Here is a 4,447-nt window from a genome sequence, read left to right as displayed (position 1 = left end):
GGTTCGGGCCGGCCACGGCTCACCGGGTCCCTGTCGTCGGCCGCCTCACGCCGGGAGCGGTGCTCGGTGACCGGGCGTCCGTGGGAGCTGACCAGCTTGGGTGTCCGGCGTCGCGGCAGCGGGACCGGGAGGTCCAGGCCCTCGTCCTCATGGGCCTCGCCGGTGCGCCTGTCCTCCGGAGTGCCGCGCAGGCCGGAGCTCTGTCGGTCCTCTCCCAGGGGGCGGGGCACGCCGTCGTCGGCCTTCTGCCGGGCCGGCACACGACGCGGGCGGAACAGTCCGCCGCGTTCGCCTCCCCCCTCGTCGAGCACGCCCGGGAAGTCCTCGATGGCGTCCAGGTCGACGGGGGCCTCCAGCTCCACCGGCCCGTCCAGGACCGAGGCGGACAGTCCCGGAAGCCGCACGGGTGCCTGGGAGAGGGCCGCCCCGCGGCCGTCCTCCCGGTCGGCCTTCCGCGCGGGCCGCTCCCGGTCGAGGCGGAAACCGACACCGTTGGTGTCCGGAACGTCGTCGGTCAGCAGGGCGTCGGGGATGAACACGACCGCGGTGGTGCCGCCGTACGGGGACGGCTGGAGCGAGACCCGGACCTTCTGCCGCTGGGCGAGCCGGCTGACCACGAACAGGCCGAGCCGGTCGGTGTCGGAGAGTTCGAACTCCGGTGTCTCGGCCAGCCGCAGGTTGGCGTCCAGCAGGGCCTCGGCGGTCATGCCCAGGCCCCGGTCGTGGATCTCCAGGGTGAAGCCGTTGGCGACCCGTTCGCCGACGACCTGGACCGCGGTGTGCGGCGGGGAGAACACCGTGGCGTTCTCCAGGAGTTCGGCCACGAGATGAGTGAGGTCGGCGACGGCGGGCCCGGTGACGGCGACCCGTGGCAGCCGGCGGACCTCGATGCGTTCGTAGTTTTCGACCTCGGCGACGGCGGCGCGTACGACGTCCATCAGCTGCACAGGTTTGCGCCACTGCCGGGACGGGGCGACACCGGAGAGGATCACCAGGCCCTCGGCGTGTCGGCGCATCCGGGTGGTCAGGTGGTCGAGACGGAACAGGTCGGCGAGTTCCTCGGTGTCCTCGGTCCGGCGCTCCATGGCGTCGAGAAGGGTGAGCTGTCTGTGCAGCAGAACCTGGCTGCGGCGGGCGAGGTTGACGAAGACCTCGGAGACTCCGGCGCGCAGTTCCGCCTGTTTGACGGCCGCCTCGACGGCGGCCCGCTGCAGGGTGTTGAGTGCCTGGCCGACCTCGCCGATCTCGGTCTTGTCGTATTCCAGCCGAGGGACCTCGGTCTCCACGTCCACCTGCTCACCGGCCGACAGACGGCGCATCACGCTGGGCAGCCGGACGCCGGACGCCTCGTGGGCCTCCAGGCGGAGTTGCCCGAGGTCGCGGATGAGGCCGCGGCCGATGCGCACCGACAGCACGAGCGAGGCCAGCACGGCGATCAAGCCGAGGACGCCCGCGACGGCGGCCCGAAGGACGACGTCCATCGCGACCGGACGGACACGGTCCTGTAAACGGTCGTTCGCCTCGTCGTCGAGGGTGCCGAGTTCGTCGAGGACATCTCCGGCGACGGTGTCCCAGCTCTGCGCGCCGATGCCCCGGGGTTTGCCGGAGACGGTGGAGACGGCGGCCTGTTCGGCCGTGCGCAGCGGGGCGGAGGAGGCGTTCTGCCAGAAGCGGTCGTAGCGTCCGCGTTCGGAGGCGGGCAGCAGCGGGAGGTTGGCCTCGTACAGCATGGAGCGCTGGGCGACGAGGTCGGAGACGTGGCGGCTCTCGTCGCGGGTGAGAGTGCCTACGACCAGGGAGGAGCCGAGCAACGCGTCCTCGCGGGAGAGGAGTTCGCGGGCCCGGGCGAGGTTGACCAGGGCACGGTACTCCTTGTCCAGGCCGACGTCGTCGACGACGTGGAGGTTGGCGAGCAGCACGTAGCAGGGGTCGATCAGGCGGTTGTAGAGGTCGAGCGCCTGGGCGCGGCCGGCGGTGCCGTCCTCGACGCTGCGGCGCAGGGAGTCGATGCCGTCGAAGGCGTCCAGTGCGGCGGTCAGGCGTCCGTCGCTGTCCGTGTCCAACGCGTCCTGGACATCGGGGTTCTTCGCGTTCGCACGGATCCTGGTCAGGGCGTCGTCGGTGGCGGCCCGGCTGCGGCGCAGCGCGGCGAGGCCGTCGGAGGCGCGGGGGTCGGCGAGGTGGACGAGGGTCTGGCGGCGTTCCTGCTGCAGGGCGCGGACGGTGTCCTCGGCGGGGTAGGCGATCTTCTCCACCACCGACGAGGCATCGAACAGCCGGGTCACCTGGCGTCCGGTGATCACCGTGGCGAACGCCCAGATCGCGGTCAGGGACAGCAGCGGCACGAGAAGCAGCGCCACGATCTTCCGGCGGATGGACTTCCCGCGAAAGCGCATGGCCTCCCCCAGCTCGACCCCCACCGGCCGGGGGTACACATGTGCGTCAACAAACGGCGCGAGCCTACTACCGACACACAGTCGACTCGAAGAGCTGTCCGGAAGCGGAACTTCCTTATCGCTGGCGGGAGATGGCGGGTTGTCAGGCATTGCGGGTGATGACGGCCCGGAACGCGGTGGTGGCGGGCGTGTCGTAACGAGGAAGTTACTCCCGACGGTTGGCCGATTTTTTTCTCCGTCCGGGAATCTTCCCGACGTCTCGTTCGTCCTACTCAATGGGAAATGGGGGCGGAATCGGCCACGGGAGCCGCACCTCGCACCTGGGCGGCGTAAAGCAGCGCAAGCCGGGCAGCAGCTGGGAAACCGGTTCTTCGGACACCGGGCATGCGGTCTGCCGGCGGTGGGGAGTGACACGTTGATGGGCACGGCGGAGCGGCACGGGACAGCCGTCGACGGCGGTACGGCGCCGACGCGACGGGCGCCACAGGCGCCGGATCGCGCCATTTCTGCGGCCGGCGGCGGGCAGGAGGCCCACGGGCCCCCGGTGGTCGCGGACGGACCGGCCGAGCATCCCGTCTACAAGCCGTTGTGGGTCGAGGAGCCCGCGCGGCGGCGCAGGATGCCCGATCCGGTGCGGGAGGCGGCCGTTCGGGCCGTGCTCGTCGTCGCCGTGACGCTGATACAGGCCGTGGTGGCGTTCCTGTGCACCATGGCCGAGTCCTGGCTGGCGTTCCCGATGGTCCTGAGCAGCGTGGCCAGCACAGTGGTGGCCACCTGGGCGGCGCTCGACGTATGGGTGACCCGCCAGGTGTGGAACCAGCGCAACGGCGTGGTCTCGATGCCGAGCAGTACCGCGCGGGCCCTGCGGCGCGAGCGGCGCCGGGCGCGGCGGGAAGAGCGGGCCGCCGAGCGGGCCCGGACGCGAATACGCCGACGGGGCGGCGCGGGACGGCTGTCGCACCCCTAGGGGCGGAAGGGGGCCGCAGGCGAGCTGCGGCCCCTCCGGGTGCCATGCCCGGGTCGAGGCCGGCCCGCGGCGGTCATGCCGGGCGTTTGAACATCCGGGTCGCCGTGATCTCGCTGTGCACGGCCTCCCCTGCCGGGGTCTGTTGCGGCAGGCCGGGGCGCAGGTGCTCCTCCACGCTGATGTACTTCAGCCCGGCCCTCAGGTCGGCGTCGTTGCGCAACCGGATGACCAGCGGGAACTCCGCCAGGGCCGTCGTGTCGAACAGACCGGTGGTGTAAAGGAGCTGGACGCCGAGGGCGTCGGACACCGCTCGCTGGAGTTCCAGCAGATAGGTGGCGTTGGCGCGCCCGATGGGGTTGTCCAGGAACAGTGTGCCGGCGTGGCGGTGTTTGTCGTGGCCGCGGTCGTTCGACCGCAGGGCGGCCATGGTGCAGTACAGGGCGATGGCCGCGGTGAGCAGCTGGCCGCCGGAGAACACGTCGCCCATCTGCCCGACGGGGACGCGCTCCGCGCGCAGCACGGCGTCCGGCTTGAGGATCTCCACGGCGACGCCCTTGGGCTGCAGCGCCGCGGCGACTCCGCGCAGCAGCAGGGACATGCCGTCGCGCCGCAGGTCGGAGTTCTTCTTCACCGCGGCCCGGGTCGCCTCGTCGACGACCTCGCCCAGGCGCTCGGTGAGCGTTGCCTGGTCGGGCTCCTCGAAGCGGATGCGCAGGAATTCCTGCCCGGACCACTCGCCGAGGCCCTCGGGCAGGCGGGAGAGGCGCTGGGCGGACCTGAGCGTGGCGAGTGCCGATTCGACGAGACCGCGCAGCCGGTCCACGATCGAGTCCCGGTTGCGTTCCAGTTGTTCCAGTTCGTCGGTGAGGACCCGGAGTCGGGGCGCGAATGCCTCGGCCCACCGCTGGGCGTGCTCGGGCAGGGCGGAGGCGGGCAGTTCGCGGATCTGCTGCCGGGCGGGGGTGCGCACTTGCTCGTAGCGGGTGGAGTTGGCGTGCCGGACGAGGACGTCGCTCGCCTCGCGCACGGCCGCCTCGGCCGCGGACAGGTCCGCGGCGCAGCCGCGCAGCGACCGGCGGGCCTC

Annotated in this window: 3 protein-coding genes; 1 reads left to right on the top strand and 2 read right to left on the bottom strand. The window is 71.9% G+C overall.

The features are described 5' to 3' along the window. Positions 1–2,396: sensor histidine kinase (locus tag RH94_RS01015; protein WP_073945786.1), on the bottom strand; the 2,396-nt coding region annotated here is incomplete at its 3' end. Positions 2,397–2,814: 418 nt separating this feature from the next. Between RH94_RS01015 and RH94_RS01010 the strand changes: the two genes are divergently transcribed. After that, positions 2,815–3,363 carry a hypothetical protein gene (locus RH94_RS01010; protein ID WP_073945780.1) on the top strand — a complete coding sequence of 183 codons (549 nt, stop codon included), beginning with the start codon at positions 2,815–2,817 and terminating at the stop codon, positions 3,361–3,363. Positions 3,364–3,436: 73 nt separating this feature from the next. Here the strand turns inward: RH94_RS01010 and RH94_RS41790 are convergent. Further along, a partial coding sequence (locus RH94_RS41790) for a hypothetical protein (protein ID WP_234425430.1) occupies positions 3,437–4,447 on the bottom strand: 1,011 nt, incomplete at its 5' end.

The sequence above is a fragment of the Streptomyces kebangsaanensis genome (assembly GCF_001906585.1).
Classification (GTDB): Bacteria; Actinomycetota; Actinomycetes; order Streptomycetales; family Streptomycetaceae; genus Streptomyces; species Streptomyces kebangsaanensis.
This window is presented reverse-complemented; position numbering and strand designations above follow the sequence as displayed.

What these genes read in the sequence shown, in the direction of transcription:
- RH94_RS01010 (WP_073945780.1), top strand. Translation starts at nt 2,815, where the DNA reads ATGGGCACGGCGGAGCGGCACGGGACAGCCGTCGACGGCGGTACGGCG.